The 17668-nt window shown below is 67.7% G+C and carries 16 protein-coding genes, 2 tRNA genes and 1 pseudogene; 14 read left to right on the plus strand and 5 right to left on the minus strand.

Annotated features, from left to right (window positions below):
* The first annotated feature begins 389 nt into the window (after positions 1–389).
* From trpC to FB390_RS30870, 9 genes are all read left to right on the plus strand, one after another.
* Positions 390–1208, plus strand: a complete 819-nt coding sequence (gene trpC, locus FB390_RS30830) for an indole-3-glycerol phosphate synthase TrpC (RefSeq protein WP_141812698.1) — start codon at positions 390–392, stop codon at positions 1206–1208.
* A complete protein-coding gene (trpB, locus tag FB390_RS30835; protein ID WP_141812699.1) occupies positions 1208–2470 on the plus strand; it encodes a tryptophan synthase subunit beta in 1263 nt (420 codons plus the stop codon). The genes trpC and trpB overlap by 1 nt, the downstream gene beginning before the upstream one ends.
* Positions 2467–3267, plus strand: coding sequence for a tryptophan synthase subunit alpha (gene trpA, locus FB390_RS30840; RefSeq protein ID WP_141812700.1), 801 nt, complete (start codon positions 2467–2469; stop codon positions 3265–3267). Before trpB ends, trpA begins: the two co-directional genes overlap by 4 nt.
* Positions 3268–3334: 67 nt before the next feature.
* On the plus strand, positions 3335–4492 hold the full coding sequence (lgt, locus tag FB390_RS30845; RefSeq protein WP_141812701.1) for a prolipoprotein diacylglyceryl transferase: 1158 nt from the start codon (positions 3335–3337) through the stop codon (positions 4490–4492).
* 227 nt (positions 4493–4719) lie between these two features.
* Positions 4720–5181 (plus strand): TM2 domain-containing protein, encoded by a 462-nt coding sequence (locus tag FB390_RS30850; RefSeq protein WP_141812702.1) that lies wholly within the window; start codon positions 4720–4722, stop codon positions 5179–5181.
* 168 nt (positions 5182–5349) lie between these two features.
* On the plus strand, positions 5350–6105 hold the full coding sequence (locus FB390_RS30855; protein WP_185757338.1) for an amino acid ABC transporter substrate-binding protein: 756 nt from the start codon (positions 5350–5352) through the stop codon (positions 6103–6105).
* A 6-nt stretch (positions 6106–6111) separates the two neighbouring features.
* Positions 6112–6780 carry an amino acid ABC transporter permease gene (locus tag FB390_RS30860; protein ID WP_141812703.1) on the plus strand — a complete coding sequence of 223 codons (669 nt, stop codon included), beginning with the start codon at positions 6112–6114 and terminating at the stop codon, positions 6778–6780.
* 70 nt (positions 6781–6850) lie between these two features.
* Positions 6851–8272, plus strand: a complete 1422-nt coding sequence (pyk, locus tag FB390_RS30865) for a pyruvate kinase (RefSeq protein WP_185757340.1) — start codon at positions 6851–6853, stop codon at positions 8270–8272.
* Between the two features lie 94 nt (positions 8273–8366).
* On the plus strand, positions 8367–9179 hold the full coding sequence (locus FB390_RS30870; protein ID WP_245910674.1) for an acyl-CoA thioesterase: 813 nt from the start codon (positions 8367–8369) through the stop codon (positions 9177–9179).
* Between the two features lie 39 nt (positions 9180–9218).
* Here FB390_RS30870 and FB390_RS30875 read toward each other — a convergent pair whose 3' ends face one another.
* The 5 genes from FB390_RS30875 to FB390_RS30895 form a co-directional block, all read right to left on the minus strand.
* Positions 9219–9629, minus strand: a complete 411-nt coding sequence (locus FB390_RS30875) for a hypothetical protein (protein ID WP_141812706.1) — start codon at positions 9627–9629, stop codon at positions 9219–9221.
* A 187-nt stretch (positions 9630–9816) separates the two neighbouring features.
* Positions 9817–10437 (minus strand): arsenate reductase/protein-tyrosine-phosphatase family protein, encoded by a 621-nt coding sequence (locus FB390_RS30880; RefSeq protein ID WP_141812707.1) that lies wholly within the window; start codon positions 10435–10437, stop codon positions 9817–9819.
* Between the two features lie 227 nt (positions 10438–10664).
* The gene (locus FB390_RS30885; protein ID WP_141812708.1) at positions 10665–11177 is read right to left on the minus strand and encodes a monooxygenase family protein; all 513 of its coding nucleotides are present in this window, start codon (positions 11175–11177) and stop codon (positions 10665–10667) included.
* Between the two features lie 169 nt (positions 11178–11346).
* Positions 11347–11418: transfer RNA gene (locus FB390_RS30890), tRNA-Val, on the minus strand.
* Between the two features lie 304 nt (positions 11419–11722).
* A tRNA-Leu gene (locus tag FB390_RS30895) sits at positions 11723–11809 on the minus strand.
* A 221-nt stretch (positions 11810–12030) separates the two neighbouring features.
* On the opposite strand from FB390_RS30895, the gene FB390_RS30900 reads away from it, so the two are divergent.
* The 5 genes and pseudogenes from FB390_RS30900 to FB390_RS34530 form a co-directional block, all read left to right on the plus strand.
* On the plus strand, positions 12031–12648 hold the full coding sequence (locus tag FB390_RS30900; protein ID WP_141812709.1) for an ANTAR domain-containing response regulator: 618 nt from the start codon (positions 12031–12033) through the stop codon (positions 12646–12648).
* 358 nt (positions 12649–13006) lie between these two features.
* Positions 13007–14083: a branched-chain amino acid ABC transporter substrate-binding protein gene (locus tag FB390_RS30905; RefSeq protein WP_246124595.1), complete on the plus strand. Its 1077-nt coding sequence runs from the start codon at positions 13007–13009 to the stop codon at positions 14081–14083.
* A gap of 87 nt (positions 14084–14170) precedes the next feature.
* Positions 14171–15208 (plus strand): branched-chain amino acid ABC transporter permease, encoded by a 1038-nt coding sequence (locus FB390_RS30910; RefSeq protein WP_141812710.1) that lies wholly within the window; start codon positions 14171–14173, stop codon positions 15206–15208.
* Complete coding sequence (locus FB390_RS30915) at positions 15205–16608, plus strand: branched-chain amino acid ABC transporter permease (RefSeq protein ID WP_141812711.1); 1404 nt, start codon at positions 15205–15207, stop codon at positions 16606–16608. Before FB390_RS30910 ends, FB390_RS30915 begins: the two co-directional genes overlap by 4 nt.
* Positions 16605–17561, plus strand: a pseudogene (locus FB390_RS34530) (ABC transporter ATP-binding protein); the annotation flags it as partial. The gene FB390_RS30915 and the pseudogene FB390_RS34530, both read left to right, overlap by 4 nt.
* Positions 17562–17668: the final 107 nt, after the last annotated feature.

The following is a 17668-nucleotide window of genomic DNA, read 5'->3' on the forward strand; positions in this document are numbered from 1 at the left end:
CCGCCGGACGCGTCGGCTCCGCCGAATCGAGTGGCGCCGCTGGGCCCGACGCGCGCCAGGGCGTCGCTTCCGATTCGCCTCGGGACGCCGGTTCCGTCCCGCCTCGCGACGCCGAGACCGGTTCTCTCCGAGACGCCGCGTCCGATTCGCGCCGGAACGCGGAGCTCGATTCTCCCCGCCGCACAGCGGACGGCGGTGTGGGCTGAGGTGACCGCCCATTCCCCGCCCCGCGGGTTGCCTCCGGGCCGTGACCACCGGTCGCGTGCGGAGCCGAACCCCGGCGCGGAGACAACAGGTACAGCCATTTATTCTTTGTCAGCATCGGTGAGACAGCGCCTGGGGGGATTCTCAGGCAGCAAGTCCGTCTCCCCAGAAAGGATTCGAGCCAGATGACGGTACTCGACTCGATTCTCGACGGGGTCCGCGCGGATGTGGCCGCTCGGGAAGCCCTCGTGGACTTCCCCGCCATCAAGGCCGCAGCCGCCGCCGCGCCCGCCCCGCTGGACGCGCGCGCCGCACTCCTTGAAGACGGCATCGGCGTCATCGCCGAGGTCAAGCGGGCAAGCCCGTCCAAGGGACCGCTGGCCGACATCCCGGACCCCGCGAGCCTGGCCAAGGCCTACGAGGACGGCGGCGCCCGCATCATCAGCGTGCTCACCGAGGGACGCCGTTTCGGCGGCTCGCTCGACGACCTGGACGCGGTGCGCGCCACCGTGGACATCCCGATCCTGCGCAAGGATTTCGTGGTCGGTCCCTACCAGATCCACGAGGCACGCGCGCACGGCGCCGACGTCATCCTGCTGATCGTCGCGGCGCTCGAGCAGGACGTGCTCTCCTCGCTCATCGATCGCACCGAATCGCTCGGCATGACCGCGCTGGTCGAGGTGCACACCGAGGAAGAGGCCGACCGCGCGCTCGTCGCGGGCGCGTCGGTGATCGGCGTGAACGCCCGCAACCTCAAGACGCTCGAGGTGGATCGCGACGTGTTCGCCCGCATCGCCCCCGGGCTGCCCACCGAGGTCATCCGGATCGCCGAGTCCGGCATCCGCGGCACCGCCGACCTGCTGGCCTACGCCGGCGCGGGCGCGGACGCCGTGCTCGTCGGCGAGGGTCTGGTGACCAGCGGCGACCCGCGCGCGGCGGTGTCCGAGCTGGTGACCGCGGGCACCCACCCGTCCTGCCCCAAGCCGGCCCGGCGGGGGCGGTGATGGCGGTGCACGGTCTACCTCAGGCCAGCGCGGGCGTCGCTCACCCGAGCACGCACGAACCGGATCTCGGCGGCCACTTCGGCGTCTACGGCGGCAGGCACGTGCCCGAGGCGCTGATGGCGGTGATCGAGGAGGTCACCGCAGAGTACGAGAAGTGCCGCGCCGACCACACCTTCCTCGACGAGCTCGACCGCCTGCAGCGCGACTACACCGGCCGTCCTTCGCCGGTGTTCGAGTGCCAGCGGCTGGCCGAGCACGCGGGCGGGGCGCGCATCCTGCTCAAGCGCGAGGATCTGAACCACACCGGCTCGCACAAGATCAACAACGTGCTCGGCCAGGCGCTGCTGGCCAAGCGGATGGGCAAGACCCGCGTCATCGCGGAGACCGGCGCGGGCCAGCACGGCGTCGCCACCGCCACCGCGTGCGCGCTGCTCGGCCTGGACTGCGTCATCTACATGGGCGCGGTCGACACCGCGCGCCAAGCGCTGAACGTGGCGCGGATGCGGCTGCTCGGCGCCGAGGTGATCTCGGTGACCACCGGCTCGCAGACGCTCAAGGACGCCATCAACGAGGCGCTGCGCGACTGGGTCACCAACGCCGAGCAGACCTACTACTGCTTCGGCACGGCCGCGGGCCCGCACCCGTTCCCGCTCATGGTGCGCGACCTCCAGCGCGTCGTCGGCCTCGAGGCGCGCCAGCAGGTGCAGGACCTGACCGGCAGGCTGCCCGACGCGGTGACCGCGTGCGTCGGCGGCGGCTCCAACGCGATCGGCATCTTCCACGCCTTCCTCGACGATTCGGCCGTCCGGCTGATCGGCTACGAGGCGGCGGGCGACGGCGTCGACACCGGCAGGCACGCCGCGACCTTCACCGGCGGAACGCCGGGCGCGTTCCAGGGCGCCTACTCGTACCTGCTGCAGGACGAGGACGGCCAGACCATCGAATCCCATTCCATCTCCGCGGGATTGGACTACCCGGGCGTCGGCCCCGAGCACGCCTACCTCAAGGACATCGGCCGCGCCGAGTACCAGCCCATCACCGACACCGAGGCGATGGACGCGCTGCTGCTGCTCAGCCGCGCCGAGGGCATCATCCCGGCGATCGAGTCCGCGCACGCCGTCGCCGGCGCGCTGAAGCTCGGCAAGGAACTCGGCCCCGGCGCGATCATCCTGGTCAACCTGTCCGGCCGCGGCGACAAGGACATGGACACCGCGGCCCGCTGGTTCGGGCTGTTCGACGCACCGCAGGAGACCGAGTCGTGAGTCAGCAGTCCCGTCTCGCCAACACCTTCGCCGCGGCGCGCGCGGAGAACCGTGCCGCGCTCATCGGCTACCTGCCCGCGGGCTACCCGGACCTGGCCGGTTCCATCGACGTGTGCCGCGCGATGGTCGAATCCGGTTGCGACATCATCGAAGTCGGCGTCGCCTACTCCGACCCGGTGATGGACGGCCCGACCATCCAGGCCGCCGCCGAGCAGGCGCTGCGCGGCGGGGTGCGGGTGCGCGACGTGTTCACGGTGGTCGAGTCGATCGCCGAGGCGGGCGGCAAGGCCGTGGTGATGACCTACTGGAACCCGGTGCTCAAGTACGGCGTCGACCGTTTCGCGCGCGATCTGGCCGCGGCGGGCGGCGCGGGCCTCATCACCCCGAACCTCATCCCGGAGGAGGCCGACGACTGGTTCGTCGCCTCCGCCGCGCACGATCTGGACCGCATCTTCCTCGTCGCGCCGTCCTCCACCGAGGAGCGACTGGTGAAGACGCTCGAGGCGAGCCGCGGTTTCATCTACGCGTCCTCGACCATGGGCGTCACCGGCGCGCGCGACGTGGTGTCCTCCGCGGCGCCCGCGCTGTGCGCCCGGGTGCGCGCCCACTCCGACATCCCGATCGGCGTCGGTCTCGGCGTCCGCAACGGCGCGCAGGCCGCCGAGATCGCGAGCTACGCCGACGGCGTGATCGTGGGTTCGGCGCTGGTCACGGCGGCGGCCGATGGGCTGGACGCGGTGCGCGCGCTGACGCGCGAACTCGCCGAGGGCGTGCGCTCGGCGACCGTCGCCTCGTAGTACTTCCTCGGCAGGTCGCGCACGGCCGGAGCTGAGCCGGAGCGCGCCCTCGACTACGGTGGCCACCGTGACCTTACGAAGCGATGTGCTGGCCTACATTCCCAGCCCCCCGCAGGGCGTGTGGCAACTCGGGCCGATCCCGTTACGGGCCTACGCCCTGTGCATCATCCTCGGCATCGTCGTCGCCATCTGGTGGGGCGAGCGGCGCTGGCAGGAGCGCGGCGGTCAGCCGGGCACGGTGCTGGACGTCGCCATGTTCGCGGTGCCGTTCGGTTTGGTCGGCGGGCGCCTCTACCACGTGGCCACGGACTGGAAGAAGTACTTCGGCGCGGGCGGCAACCCGATCGAGGCGCTCTATATCTGGCAGGGCGGCCTCGGCATCTGGGGCGCGGTGTTCCTCGGCGGCGTCGGCGCCTGGATCGGCTGCCGGGTGTACCGAATCCCGCTACCCGCCTTCGGCGACGCCATCGCGCCGCCGATCCTGCTCGCCCAGGCCATCGGCCGCCTCGGCAACTGGTTCAACCAGGAGCTCTACGGCCGCGAGACCACCGTGCCCTGGGGTCTGGAGATCTACCCGAGGTTCGACGCCAACGGCGATCCCGACCCGATGAACGGCGTCTCCAACGATGTCGTCGAGAAGATCGTGCACCCGACGTTCCTCTACGAGTTGCTCTGGAACGTGCTGATCGTGGTGCTGCTCGTGCAGATCGACAAGCGCTGGCGAATCGGCCACGGGCGTCTGTTCGCGCTCTACGTCGCGGGATACAGCTTCGGCCGGTTCTTCGTGGAGCTGATGCGCGACGACGAGGCCACCTTGATCGCGGGCATCCGCGTCAACTCGTTCACCTCGGCGCTCGTCTTCCTCGCGGCCATCGCCTATTTCGTGTTCGCGACCAAGGGACGCGAGACCGCGGATCAATTGCAGCCCGGCGCGATGAACCGGCCGTGGCCGTGGCAGATCGGCGCGTTGCGCGCCGCGGGCGCTTCGGAGGCGACGGCCGGGGGCGGCGTAGCGCTGACCAAGGAGTCCGCGAAAGACGCCGAGGGCGAATCGGACTCGGACTCGGCGGAGGACCGGTCTGGTGCATCCGGTGAGGCGACTTCGGAGAAGTCCTCCGCGGTCGCGGAGTCGTCCGCGGATACGGATGTCTCCCCGGACGTGGACGAGTCCACCGAGGACGCGAAGGGAGTGGGCGAGAAGTCCACCGCCGACACGGGCAAGTAGTTCGCCCGTCGAAACCGACGGCGTAGGCAACACATTCACCACAGGGCGCGATAACCACACGGGGTCCGAGGAATCCACTTCCTCGGACCTCGTGCCCTGTGGGGCGCCGATGCGACAAAATCGGTCGATTCCGGCAAGAATGACCGGTGATCGTCGCGGGTGTGCCCGTCGAGGCGATCGTCGAATCGGGGGCCAGCGTGGGTGCCCACTTGATGAGGAGGACATGAGTGACCGACCCTTACCAGAACAACCAGGGCTTCGGCGGCCCGCAGTACGGCCCGCCCGGTACCGGACCGGACCTGAACAAGGACGCTTCGGGCCAGCAGTACGGGCAGCCCGCCGACCCGTACGGTCAGCAGCAGTTCGGCGGCCAGCAGCCGGGTGGTTACCCGCCTGCCGCGCCGTACGGCCAGCCCCTGCCGCAGGGCTACAACCCGGCCGACCCGGAGGCCCCGTACGGCCGTGACATGATGGGCGTGCCGTTCTCCGACAAGCAGAAGATGATCGCGGGCATCCTGCAGCTGCTGATCGGCAGTCTCGGTATCGGTCGCTTCTACCTTGGTTACACCACCATCGGCATCCTGCAGATCGTCACCTGCGGTGGTTGCGGTATCTGGTCGCTCATCGACGCGATCATGATCCTCACCGGCAAGGTGCCCGACGCCAACGGGCGACCCCTGCGGGAATGATCGCCATCCGAAGGGCGTCGCCGAAATGGCGGCGCCCTTCGTGTTTCCGCGACGCGACCTTTCGCGCAGGGTGATCGAAATACTGTGCAACGGCCCGCGACGGGCGTAACTTGGGCCGGATCTGTGTGTCGTGTGTGGGGCCGTCCACGCACCGGAGAGAGGGATTTCGTGCGTCGCAAGCTGTTCGCCGCCGCCATGCTCGCCATCGTCGCCGCCACGGGCCTCACCGCCTGCGGCAGCGGTGACGACCCGAACGTGCTGAAAGTCGGCACCGAGGGCACCTACTCGCCGTTCAGCTACCAGGGCTCCGACGGCGCGCTCACCGGCTACGACGTCGACGTGGTCCGCGCCGTGGCCGACAAGCTCGGCCGCAAGGTCGAATTCGTGCAGACCCCGTGGGACGCGATCTTCGCGGGCCTGGAGTCCAAGCGCTTCGATCTGGTCGCCAACCAGGTCTCGATCACCGAGGAGCGCAAGAACAAGTACGAGCTCTCCCAGCCGTACACGACCTCCGAGGGCGTGATCGTCACCCGCGCCGACAACAACGCCATCACCTCGCTCGCCGATCTCGCGGGCAAGACCTCCGCCCAGTCCGCCACCAGCAACTGGAGTGCGGTCGCCGCTGGCGCGGGCGCGAAGGTGGAGGCCGTCGAGGGCTGGGTGCAGGCCATCCAGCTGCTGAAGAACGGCCGCGTCGACTGCACCGTCAACGACAACCTGGTGTTCAACGAGTACACCAAGACCTCCGGCGACAAGTCGGTGAAGATCGCCGCGCGGACCGGCGAGACCAGCACGATGGGCTTCGCCGCCCGCAAGGGCGACCCGTTGATCGCCGAGGTGAATCGCGCGCTGGACGAACTGCGCGCCGAAGGCAGGCTGGCGCAGATCTCGGACAAGTACTTCGGCGTCGACGTCAGCAAGTAGCGGTCAGTGGACGCCGCGACCCGGGAGCTGATCTGGCGCAATCTGTGGCCGATGCTCGAGGCCACCGTCACCAAGACCATTCCGCTCACCGCGATCAGCTTCGTGATCGGTTTGGTGCTCGCGCTGTTCGTCGCGCTGGCGCGGATGTCGCCGACCTGGCTGCTGTCCGCGCCCGCGCGCTTCTACATCTCGATCATCCGTGGCACGCCGCTGCTGGTGCAGCTGTTCATCGTGTTCTACGCGCTGCCGCAGTTCGACATCGTCATCGATCCGTTCCCCGCGGCCGTGATCGCGTTCAGCCTGAACGTCGGCGGTTACGCGGCCGAGGTGGTGCGCGCCGCGATCCTGTCGGTCGCGCACGGCCAGTGGGAGGCGGCGCAGGCGCTCGGCATGTCGTATCCGATGATGCTGCGGCTGATCATCCTGCCGCAGGCCGCGCGTATCGCGGTGCCGCCGCTGTCGAACACGCTCATCTCGCTGGTCAAGGACACCTCACTGGCCTCGACCATCCTGGTCACCGAACTGCTGCGCACCGCCCAGCTGGCGGCCGCGCCGACCTTCGACTTCTTCGCCCTCTACGGGGTGGCCGCGCTGTACTACTGGGTCATCTGCCTGATCCTCGGCTTCGGTCAGACGCGCCTGGAGACCCGCCTTTCCCGGCACGTGGCGAGGTGAGGACCAGTTCACCAATTCTTCACCGAGGCCACGACGGGCCCACCCCACCCGGCAGGACTAGGCTCTACTCGTGATGCGACGGACGAAGATTGTGTGCACGCTCGGCCCGGCCACTGCCACCGAGGACCGTATCCGCGAACTCGTCGAGAGCGGGATGGACGTTGCGCGGTTGAACTTCAGCCACGGCGAGCACGCGGACCACGCCGAGAACTACAAGAAGGTGCGTCAGGCCTCGGACCACGTCGGCAGAGCGGTCGGCATCCTCGCCGATCTACAGGGCCCCAAGATCCGGCTCGGCCGGTTCACCGAGGGCCGCACGGTGTGGGCGACCGGCGAGGAAGTGCGCATCACCGTCGACGACGTGGACGGTAGCCACAGCCGCGTCTCGACCACCTACAAGGAGCTGGCCAAGGACGCCAAGCCCGGCGACCGCCTGCTCGTCGACGACGGCAAGGTCGGCCTGACGGTGACCGCCGTCGACGGCAACGACGTGGTGTGCCGCGTGACCGAGGGCGGGCCGGTCTCCAACAACAAGGGCGTCTCGCTGCCCGGCATGGACGTCTCGGTGCCCGCGCTGTCCGAGAAGGACATCGAGGACCTGGAGTTCGCGCTGAAGCTGGGCGTCGACTTCATCGCGCTCTCCTTCGTGCGCTCGCCCTCCGACGTCGAGCTGGTGCACGACGTGATGGACCGGGTGGGCAGGCGCGTGCCGGTGATCGGCAAGCTGGAGAAGCCCGAGGCGATCGACAACCTCGAGGCGATCGTGCTGGCCTTCGACGCGATCATGGTCGCGCGCGGCGACCTCGGCGTCGAGCTGCCCCTGGAGCAGGTCCCGCTCGTGCAGAAAAAGGCCATTCAGATGGCCAGGGAGAACGCCAAGCCGGTCATCGTCGCGACCCAGATGCTGGAGTCGATGATCGAGAACTCGCGCCCGACCCGCGCCGAGGCCTCGGACGTGGCCAACGCGGTGCTCGATGGCGCGGACGCGGTCATGCTGTCCGGTGAGACCTCGGTCGGCGCGTACCCGATCGAGACGGTGCGCACCATGGCGCGGATCGTGCACGCGGTCGAGGCGGAGTCCTCCACCCGGGTGCCGCCGCTGACCCACGTGCCGCGCACCAAGCGCGGCGTCATCTCCTACGCGGCGCGCGACATCGGCGAGCGGCTCAACGCCAAGGCGCTGGTGGCGTTCACCCAGTCCGGCGACACCGTGCGCCGCCTGGCCCGGCTGCACACCCCGCTGCCGCTGCTGGCCTTCACCCCGCTGCCCGAGGTGCGCAGCCAGCTCGCGTTGACCTGGGGCACCGAGACGTTCATCGTGCCGACGGTGAAGACCACCGACGCCATGATCCATCAGGTGGACCAGGCGCTGCTGTCGATGGACCGATACAAGAAAGGTGATCTGGTGGTCATTGTGGCGGGCTCCCCGCCCGGTACTGTCGGTTCCACCAACCTGATCCACGTGCACCGTATCGGTGAGGAGGACCATTAGAGTGAGTGCTTCGCTGAGCGATCCCGTCGGCACCCAAGGGTCGGCGACGCGGTCCGATCTGGATGTGTTGCTCGGTCTGCTCGAGCTCGAGCAGATGGACACCGACGTCTTCGTCGGTCACCATCCGGAGAAGGTCTGGAGCCGGACCTTCGGCGGACAGCTGGTCGCGCAGGCGATCATGGCGGCCGGTCGCACCGTGGGCGACCGGCCGGTGCATGCCGTGAACGCGCACTTCGTGCGGGGCGGCGATCCGAAGCAGCCGATCGAATACCGGGTCGACCGGCACCGTGACGGCCGTTCCTTCGCCAATCGCACGGTCACCGCGGTGCAGGACGATCAGGAACTGTTCGTCATGCTGGCCGCCTTCCAGGACTGGGGCAAGGGACTCGAGCACGCGCATCCCCACCCCGAGGTGCCGGATCCCGAGCAGCTGCCGCGCGTCGAGGAGAGCTTCGAAGGCTTGGAGGACAAGCTGGAGATGTTCGTCAACGCGCCGCACCCGATCGACATGCGCTACACCAACGACCCGGCCTGGATCCTGAAGGGCACGGGGGAGCGGCTCAACCACAACCGCGTCTGGATGCGCGCCGACGGCAAGCTACCCGACGATCCGCTGATCCACGTCGCCACGCTCGGCTACTCGTCCGACACCACGGTGCTCGACTCGATCATCACCACGCACGGCCTGTCCTGGGGGCTGGACCGGATCGTCGCGGCCACCGTGAACCACTCCATCTGGTTCCACCGTCCGTTCCGCTTCGACGACTGGGCCCTGTATTCCACCGAGTCGCCGGTCGCGGCCGGCTCGCGGGGCCTGGCCACCGGCCGGTTCTACTCGCGCAGCGGTGAGCTTCTCGCCACCACGGTGCAGGAGGGCCTGATCCGCCACTTCCCGTCCCGGCGGTGATCGAGCGCCCAGGCCGAAAAGGCCTGGGCGCCGGCTTTTCTAGAGGATTTCCCGCTCGATCTCGAAATCGAAGCTGTCCCTGCGCTGCGTGCTTATCGTGCGCGGCACGTCGGGATCGGCGACGCCGCAGGCTGTTTCGATCATCAGCCGCCGTTCCAGCGCGGCCAGGCTCGGGGCGGTCAGATCGCGCGGTGCGCCGACCAGGCTGAGCGCGATCTCGTAGGTGCGGCGCGCCTCCGGTTCGCGGCCGGGATGGCCGCCGCGCCATTGGGTTTCGAGCAGCACGTGGGCGGGATGGTCGGTGTCGACGGGCAATGTGAAACGCCAGGCGAAAACGTCGCGGTCGTGCAGGTGGTCGTCCACCACCGCGCGCACCGTTTCGACAACCCGTTCGAGGGTTTCCGGTGTCACATAAACATGAAGCGAAACATCCGAGATGCGTTTCGGCATGTTTGGTTCCTGTCGTGTGTCGAACCATCAACGGCGGGTGCTGTCCGCCGGGAGTGTAATGCCTCGGTGGGTGCGCGGGACACAGCCGGGCGGGAATTCACGGGCGCGTGCCGATTTCGTGACGTTCCTCGGATGTGTCACCGGACCGGCTTACCGCGTCGGATTCGCTACGAACCGATGCGCTGCCTCACCGGATGCGCTGCGCCGCCAGGAAAGCCGAGAGCGGTGCGGGCGCGGCGCCCGGTTGCAGTACGAGTCCCGTGCGGTCGTCGTCTTCGGGCCGGGTTTGTTCGTGCGGCGCCAGCGCGAGCATCAGCGGTACCAGCGCTTCGGCGATGCGGTCGCCGACTTCGCAGTAGGCGGCCTCGGAAAGGCCGACCGGGTCGGCGATGTTCTCCCTGCCGACCAAGGACAGATCGTTGCGGGCCAGGTTCAGGTCGGCGACCGTGCGCGCGCCGGTGACTTTGGCGATCCGGTGCGCCTCCAGCAGCGTGAAAGTACGTGCGGCGGCGCCGAATGCCATGTCGGAGGCTTGTTCTCGGATTTGTTCGGTCATCGCGAGCACGAGATCGGCGCGGTCGATCATTTCCGGCTTCAGTTTGCGTGCGCGGAAGCCCTCCGGATCCGCGCCGAGACCGGAAATGGTTTGTGCGGTGAGCGGTTCGATGGGGAATCCGACCAGCGCGCGGGTGCCCGCGCTTTCCGCGGTGAGACCGGCGAGGTCGTGTTCGACGGCGAGAGCGCGGGTGAGCCGCTCGGCGATCACCGAACGGCAGACATTGCCGTTGCAGACGAACAGGACGTGCATGGGAATACGGTAATTCGGCTGGTCTCGGACCAGAAGGCGCGCAAGATCGAATCACACGTGCGCAGACACATATTCATCTCGGCGTAGCGTGCCGTACACAAAGCTCACCCGGTTATTCAGGCGGATTCTCGATGCACGTCACGATCGAGCGCCGGGCTTATCGCTGAACTTACCCAGCCGCTTCGAGCTTCAATCATCGACCCGCCGTCGCGGCATTGTGCGGTCGCTCACTCGTATTCGTTTCGGTAATAAGAGCTTTCGGAGATCACCGGCGCGACTTTCGATTTTTCGCCGTGCACCCGTCCGCGCGTGGAGAACATCGGTCCGCGGGAGGCGACCACCGGGGCGAACCGAGCCATCCCCGTCGCGGGCGCCATGTCGTCGTACATCGCGTCGATGCCGCCGCGCGCGAAGTAGGCCTCGTGCCAGAACCCCGTCCCGCCCGAGTCCTTCAGGAATCGTGCCCACCATTCCCGGTGCGGCTCGGACCGCGTCCACCGCTCGAGGCTGTCCAGATCGCGCCAGTACTGCCGCGCACCCCAGTGCGGCGGAAACAACCCCCACACGACGTCCTCGTGCAGCAGCAGCCCGTCCGGCCGGTCCCGATGCGACCGATACAACTTCGGCCCCAACCCCAGCAGCCGCACCATCCCCCGCGGCCGCCGCACCCGCATCCCGAGGTACACGACGACGAGATCCGGATACCCGGACAAATCCACGGTCATCCTGCTCACCCGCATACCGCAACCTCCGCACCGGCGCGCACTTCGACGCCCACCCTACGAGGTACGTGCGAGCCGCCACCTCGGTTCATCCGGATGCTCGCCGCACGCGGTGGCGGAGGTTTGCGCCGACCCCGCCGACGAGGTAATGGAGGCCGAGCCGTCATCCGGCAGGCAGGGAGAATAGCCATGGAGGCAGGGATCGAACCTGCGACCTCCTACGTGTCGTGCCGGTGTTCGACCGCTGAACTACTCCATGGCCGAGAGGCGCGGTATCAGCCGCGGAGGGCCATCGGTCCGTGACTCTTCGAGCGGCGGCGGTGCCGGTCGTGGACAGAACCGTCGGCAAGCGATTCGCCACTGCGTCGCCGCGAAGTCTCCCCATGCAGTCCTGAAACGCAGCCGAAGGACCAGCGCGAGCAATGCAGCCAAGCCAGCCACTGGAAGGGGGGTCCGGGGGGCGAAGCCCCGCCGGGCGGGGTCTGGGGGTTGCACCCCCAGATAAACACAAACACCAACGACCAGGCGCAGCTGCGAAGCAGCAAGCACACTTCCCCCAGAGTTGGTGCCGAGTGTGGGACTCGAACCCACACGTCCTTTCGGACAACGGTTTTTGAGACCGTCGCGTCTGCCAGTTCCGCCAACCCGGCGCACCGGGTGTGAACTATAGCGGGTCGGGGGCGCTTTCCGGAAACGGGTTGCCATGTACGGCACAGTTTCCTCTTTACGCAGGGTATATGCGTTGTGAGCCGAACTGAAAGGTACTCTCTACATCACTCGATAGCGTGCAGGGTGGGGCGAGGCCAGGTTGGTGTGGCTTCGGCCCATTCGCGCGTGTCGGGACAGGCATCGGAACCAGAGGGGCATACCTATGAGCACTACTGCAGGGGGCGCCGGCGCGAAGAAGGACGCCGGGGCGAAGCGGGTCGTCGTCGCCGAAGACGAGGCGCTCATTCGGATGGATCTGGTCGAGATGCTGACCGAAGAGGGTTACCAGGTCGTCGGCGAGGCGGGCGACGGCCAGCAGGCGGTGGATCTCGCGGTCGAGCACCGGCCCGATCTGGTGATCATGGATGTGAAGATGCCGCGCCGCGACGGTATCGATGCCGCCGCCGAGATCGCGTCGAAACGCGTTGCGCCGGTGGTGATTCTGACCGCGTTCAGTCAGCGGGACCTAGTGGAGCGGGCGCGGGACGCGGGCGCGATGGCCTATCTGGTGAAGCCGTTCACCAAGTCGGATCTGGTGCCCGCGATCGAGCTGGCGGCGAGCCGTTTCCACGAGATCACCGCGCTGGAGGGCGAGGTCGCGAATCTGGCCGATCGGCTGGAGACCCGCAAGCTGGTGGAGCGGGCCAAGGGCGTGCTGATGCAGACGCAGGGTTTGTCCGAGCCGCAGGCTTTCAAGTGGATTCAGCGGACCGCGATGGATCGCCGGACTACCATGAAGGCGGTCGCCGAGGTGGTGCTGGAGAACCTGGCGCCGAAGTGATGCGCCACCCCTCGGGACGGTGCGCGCTGGAAAGATTTACTTGCCGGAAACGCGATCGCCAAAAAGAATTCGACACGATGTCGTCCGCATGATGCGAATGTGATGCGGATCTAACGTGCCGACGCTATGTTCTGACCGGGCTGACGTGGTCGGCCTCCTCGGGTTGCCGGGGGAGCACAGGACGTAGAGGTGAGACGTGCTTAGTTCGACATGGCGCAGTCGTTCGACGCGGGGTGTATTGGTCATCGGTGCGGCCGCGGCGCTCGTACTGACCGGGTGCAGCGACAAATCCACCGACAGCGGTTCGGACGCGACCGGTACCGGTTCGGGAGGCCTGGCCATCCAGCCGGTCATGCAGGTGGACACCGCGGGCAAGGAAGTGCCGAAGACGGATCCCGCGAAGGCGGCCGATCCGGCGGGTGACGGCAAGGCCACCTGTGCTCCCGGTACCGCCGTCGCCATGGCGGGCGCGCTCACCGGCCCGGACGCGGCGCTCGGCATCAACATCGTCAACGGCGTGAAGCTGGCGCTGGATCAGCACAACAAGGCGAATCCGGGCTGCAAGATCGAACTGAAGCAGTTCGACACCGAGGGCGATCCGCAGAAGGCGACCCAGGTGATCCCGCAGATCGTCAACGATCGGTCGATCATCGGCCTGGTCGGTCCGGCGTTCTCCGGCGAGACCAAGGCGACCGGCCAGATTCTGAGCGACGCGGGCCTGGTGGCGGTGACCTCCTCGGCGACCAACGCGACGCTGACCCAGAACGGCTGGACCACCTTCTTCCGCGGCCTGGCCAATGACGACGTGCAGGGCCCCTCGGTGGCGAAGTACCTGGTGAGCACCGCGAACTACAAGAAGGTGTGCGTGGTGCAGGACAACACCGATTACGGTGTCGGCCTGGCCAAGAGCGTGACCGAGGGCCTGGGCGCCGCCGCCGATCCGGCGTGCGCGGCCAGCATCAAGAAGGGTGACAAGGACTTCTCGGCCACCGTCACCAAGATCGCGGCGGCGGCGCCGGACGCGGTCTTCTTCTCCGGCTACTACGCCGAGGGCGCGCCGCTGGCGCAGCAGCTGAAGTCCGGTGGCGTGAAGGCCGTGTTCGTCGGCCCGGACGGTGTCAACGACCCGCAGTTCATCTCGCAGGCGGGTAGCGCGGCCAAGGGTGCGAACCTCACCTGCCCCTGTGGCCCGGCTCCGGAGAAGTTCGCCAAGGACTACGAGGCGCTCAACGGGCAGGCGCCCGGCGTCTACTCGGTGGAGGCCTACGACCTGACCACGATCCTGGCCAAGGGCATCGACGGCGGTAAGGTCACCCGCCCCGATCTGCTCGAATTCGTCCGCTCCTACGACGGTCCGGGTCTGGCCCGTAACTACAAGTGGAGCCCGAACGGCGAATTGGCCAACGCGCAGATCTGGATCTACGAGGTCAAGTAAGTACCGCTAACCCAGCACGTACGGGGGTGCCCGTAACGCCCCCGTACGTGCTGTTTCATGAGGGGCATTGGTGAGGGCGTTTTTCGAATGACAGCATCAGCACTGGCCGGCGTGGCACACCTCGCCGACGGCTCGATCGACTTCGACTATCAGGCAGTGGTCGATCAATTCTGGCGACTGACCGTCGACGGAGTTACCTACGGTTCCATCTACGCCTTGGTAGCGGTGGGCTATACCCTGGTCTACGGCGTACTTCGGCTCATCAATTTCGCCCATTCGGAAATATTCATGTTGGGCATGTTCGGTCAGTTGATCGGACTGATGCTGTTCGGTTTCGCCGCCAGCCCCGATGTCTACAACCAGGGCGTGCTGCTGACGGTCGTGTACATCGGTTTGGCGATGATCGTCGGCATGCTCGTCTCCGGCGGCGCGGCGGTCGGACTGGAGCGGGTGGCCTATCGCCCGCTGCGTAAACGCGGGGCCAAACCGCTGGCCTTCCTGATCACCGCGATCGGCATGTCGTTCGTGATCCAGGAGTTCGTGCACTTCATCCTGCCGAAGATCAATCCCGATCTCGGCGGCACGAACGCCCAGCAGCCGATCCAGCTCGTCGAGGCGACAACGCAGTTCAGCTTCGGCGGGGCCGACGTCACGAATATCGCGATCCTCATCGTGGTCGCCGCGGTGGTGCTCGCGATCGCCACCGAAATGCTCATCAACAGAACGAAATTCGGCCGCGGCATCCGCGCCGTGGCGCAGGACCCGGACACCGCGACGCTGATGGGCGTCTCACGGGAGCGGGTCATCATGCTGACCTTCCTCATCGGCGGTGTGCTCGCGGGCGCGGCGGCGACGCTGTACGCGATCAAGATCCCGCCCGCGATCATCTACTCGGGTGGTTTCATCCTCGGAATCAAAGCGTTCAGCGCCGCGGTGCTCGGCGGCATCGGCAATCTGCGCGGCGCGCTGCTCGGTGGCCTGATCCTCGGGGTCGTGGAGCAGTACGGACAGATCCTGTTCGGTAGCGAATGGCGCGACGTGGTCGCCTTCGTCGTGCTGGTCGTGGTGCTGATGGTTCGCCCGACCGGCATCCTCGGTGAAAGTCTCGGGAGGGCCCGCGCATGACCGACTCGACCAAGACCGCGCCGCGGCAGGGCGTCGGCGACGCGCTGCGCACCTGGTGGGAAGGACTGTCCCGGCCCGCCCAGTGGGCCGTCGGCGTGCCCGCGATCGCCGCGCTCGCGCTGCTTCCGCTCTTCCCGCCCCCGATCCTGGACACCCCCGCCTACAACTTCGGCCTCGTCATGGCCGAGTTCGCGATGTTCGCGCTGATCGCCATCGGCCTGAATGTCGTTGTCGGACAGGCGGGTCTGCTCGACCTCGGCTACGTCGGCTTCTACGCCATCGGCGCCTACACGGTGGGCCTGCTCACCAGCCCGAACAGCCCGTGGAACCAGACCGACGGCGGCTGGCTCGACCCGGAGTGGGCGTGGCTGGCGTGTCTGCCGATCGCGGTCGCGGTGACCGCGATCTCGGGTTTGATCCTCGGCTCGCCGACACTGCGGCTGCGCGGTGACTACCTGGCGATCGTCACGCTCGGTTTCGGTGAGATCGTGCGACTGCTCGCCGACAACCTGCACGAGCTGACCAACGGCAGCCTCGGGCTCTCGGGGGTGGCGTACCCGCACGTGGGCGAGTCGGCGGAGAAGCCGAACGGCGTGTTCTCCGCGGGCAACACCGGCGATCCGGACAGCGCCAACCTGCTCGACCGGGCCAGCTACGGCACCTACTGGTTCTGGCTCGGCATGGTGCTGGTGATCATCGTGCTGCTGATAGTCGGCAACCTGGAACGCAGCCGGGTCGGCCGCGCCTGGGTCGCCATCCGCGAGGACGAGGACGCCGCGGAGATCATGGGCGTGCCGACCTTCAAGTTCAAGCTGTGGGCGTTCATGATCGGCGCCGCGGTGGGCGGTCTGTCCGGCGCGATGTACGCGGGCCAGGTGCAGTTCATCAACCCGACCGGGTTCAACATCATCAACTCGATGCTGTTCCTCTGCGCGGTGGTGATCGGCGGCCAAGGCAACAAGCTCGGGGTCATCTTCGGCGCGTTCATCATCGCCTACCTGCCCAAGCGGTTGACCTCGGTGCAGCTGGTGGACAACGAGTCGACCGGTTACGTGCTGCTGATCGTCGACGTGGCGCTGTTCGTCGGCCTGCTGGTGCTCTGGCGGTACAAGGGCCGCGAATTCGGCATCTGGCCGCGTCGCGGGTTGATCACCGGCATGGTGTTCACCGGCATCATGGCGGCGCTGCTGCTCGGCAGCGTGCTGCTGTTCCGCAAGGGCGGCGCCCAGTCGCTCGGCGACCTCAAGTATCTGTATTTCGGAATCGCGTTGGTGGTGATGATGATTCTGCGGCCGCAGGGTCTGTTCCCGGTGCGGCAGAAGCTGCTCACCTATGGCAGGCAGGTGTACCAGGCCGTGCGCAAACCCACGGTGGGCGAGCCGATCGGAGCGGCGAAATGACCGGGCCGGGCGCGGGCGACGCGCTGTTCGACAACGAGGACATGGCCGCGGGCTACGCCGCGCCGCCGGAGGTGGAGAAGAGCGCGGGCGAGGTCGACGTCACAGCGGTGATTCCGGAGCTCGCCGACAAGGAGACCGTCGCCGAGGTCGTCGCGCCCCACCGCGAGATCGAGACCGAGGTCGGCGCTCCGCTGCTGAAGACGGAGGGACTGACCGTCAAGTTCGGCGGTCTCACCGCGTTGGACAACGTGAGTTTCGAGATCCGCCGCGGCGAGATCCTCGGGCTCATCGGCCCCAACGGCGCGGGCAAGACCACCTGCTTCAACGCGATCACCGGCGTGTACAAGCCCGCCTCCGGGCTGGTGTATTTCGACGGCAAGCCGCTGACGAAGACCAAGCGCAACGCCATCACCCGGCTCGGCATCGCACGCACCTTCCAGAACGTGCGGCTCTTCGGCGAGATGACCGCGCTGGAGAATGTGGTGGTCGGCACCGACGCCAGGCACAGGACCTCGGTGCCGGGCGCGGTCTTCCGCAGTCCGCGGCACCGGCGCGAGGAGCGCGACGCCATCGAACGCGGAATGGCGCTGCTCGAATTCGTCGGCATCGCGCCGCGCGCGGTGGAGAAGGCGCGCAACCTCTCCTACGGCGATCAGCGTCGCCTGGAGATCGCGCGCGCACTGGCCACCGAGCCGAAACTGCTGTGCCTGGACGAGCCCGCCGCCGGGTTCAATCCCAGCGAGAAGTCGGCGCTGATGGACCTGATCCGCAAGATCCGCGACGACGGGTTCACCGTGCTGTTGATCGAGCACGACATGCGGCTGGTCATGGGCGTCACCGACCGCATCGTGGTGCTGGAGTTCGGCCGTAAGATCGCCGACGGGCTGCCCGGCGAGATCCGTGAGGATGCGGCGGTCATCGCGGCCTACCTCGGTGTGCCGGACTCGGAGGTCGAATCTGGTTCCACCGCACCGGGCGAAACCGGCCCGCCTTCGTCCGAGGCGGAATCGGGCGCGGACGCACCGTCCGCCGAGGGCGGCGAAACCGGCTCCGGCGCAGG

This window comes from Nocardia bhagyanarayanae (assembly GCF_006716565.1).
Taxonomy (GTDB): Bacteria; Actinomycetota; Actinomycetes; order Mycobacteriales; family Mycobacteriaceae; genus Nocardia; species Nocardia bhagyanarayanae.